Source organism: Priestia sp. P5_B4 (assembly GCF_056400385.1).
In genome coordinates, this window is record NZ_JBFULJ010000797.1 from 1 (window position 1) to 1776 (window position 1776).

Here is a 1776-nt window from a genome sequence, read left to right on the forward strand (position 1 = left end):
ATATAAAGAGGATATGGAGATATAAAGAGGATATGGAGTTTATTACAAGAAATAAAAAGTCTTTAGAAATTCACTTCCCAATGTATCTAAATTTAATAGAGAAAGAAGTAAATAAAGTAATTAAAGTCGAAAGCTTTGATGATGCAAGAAACTGGGCAATGCAACAAGGACCAGCTATTCAAAAAAGAAATTCCTTAGTAAAAAGTTTGATTAAGACTAATGGAGCTAAAAAACCTTTTGAAGAATTCATATCAACTTTTTCAGGTGTAGAAATTGAGAATTGGTCCGACCGAACTAGTGAGGTATTTAATCAACAATTAGCAAACGAATATAAATCTGTAAGCAGCTCAAGCGGAATTGATGAAAAGTCAATAGAAATTAAGTACAATAATAAAGTGAAATCTATTACAAATGTGGAATTGTCTACTAAGTCTCAAACTATATACAATAATATAAATCGTATGATTAGAAATGCAGGGAGAAATGTACCAAGAGAAGAAGTGGAATATTTAGTTTATAAATTATTAGAAGAAATTATAGAGTAGAAAATTAGGTGGTGCTAGTTATGGAAAGAAAACCTGTCCATGTTGCAATGTTCAGTGGTGGAGCTGCTAGTGCATATGTAGCTTACCAAATGGTACAAACTTATGGAAAAGAAAATTGCATTTTATTCTTTACTAATACGTTATGGGAAGATGAAGATAATTACCGTTTTATGGATGAAGTGTCTGACTATATAGGTCTTGAAATTACTGAAAGAATTGATGGAAGAACGCCAGAAGAAGTCTTCTACGATTACCGCTTTTTAGGGAATTCTCGTTTGGCCAAGTGTTCGGAGGAGTTGAAGGTATACCAAACGATAGTTTTCTTAGAAGAGCTTCGCGATAAACATAATCTAGAGCCAATTTTGTATTTTGGAATTGGTCCTCATGAAACTCATCGTTCTGATAATTTAACAGAGTTTTATAAGCATTATCCTTTAGAGCCTATCGAAACACGTTTTCCAATGGTTGATACTTTCCGTGAAGATATTGATGCTAAATCAATTATTGAGAATGAATGGGGTATTAAATTACCTCGTATGTATGAGCTAGGCTTTTCTCACGCTAACTGTGGAGGAAGATGTGTTCGAGGAGGCTTTCAACATTATGCACAATTGTATAAAATTTGGCCCGAACGTTACGCGGAGCAAGAAGAAATGGAAGAGAATTTTCGTAAACATTTCGACAAAGATGTTTCCATTCTGAAAAAGAATGGTGGACCTTATACATTAAAACAATATAGACAACAGATGGATTGCGAAGGAATAGACAAATTCTTAAAAACTTCAGATGAAACAGTACCTTGCGTGTGTTCATTTTCTTAAACATAACTTGCACAAAAGCAAGCTTTTGTGTAAGTTATGTTTTTTTTTATAGATATATATATTTTCTCTATATATGGACAAGCTACTTTATAAAGAACTTAGTAGTGGTAGGTGAATATATGCTACATCTTAGAGAAGGACAAGTTATTGAAATAGGTCAGAAAATAAGAGTGTATAGAAACTTGCATAAGAATATGTTTTCTATTCAAGATGCTACTACCCAAAGGGTTATTGGATATGGAGAAGGGATACTGTTGAAAAATGCAAAGTTTCGTGTTCAAAAAAAGGGCCAAGATAAAGTTCGTAAGACTCAGCAAAAAAGCGTTCATGCCTTTGTGGTAGGTGAATAGGACAAGTTATTGAAATAGGGACAAGTTATTGAAATAGGTCAGAAAATAAGAGTGTATAGA

The 1776-nt window shown here is 32.9% G+C and carries 2 protein-coding genes and 1 pseudogene; all 3 read left to right on the forward strand.

The window, feature by feature from the left end:
* Window positions 1-545: pseudogene (locus tag AC1DRF_RS26065) on the forward strand (hypothetical protein); the annotation flags it as partial.
* Window positions 546-565: 20 nt separating this feature from the next.
* The gene (locus AC1DRF_RS26070; RefSeq protein WP_231504516.1) at window positions 566-1366 is read left to right on the forward strand and encodes a hypothetical protein; all 801 of its coding nucleotides are present in this window, start codon (window positions 566-568) and stop codon (window positions 1364-1366) included.
* 119 nt (window positions 1367-1485) lie between these two features.
* Complete coding sequence (locus AC1DRF_RS26075; RefSeq protein WP_477742083.1) at window positions 1486-1716, forward strand: hypothetical protein; 231 nt, start codon at window positions 1486-1488, stop codon at window positions 1714-1716.
* The last annotated feature ends 60 nt before the right edge of the window (window positions 1717-1776 follow it).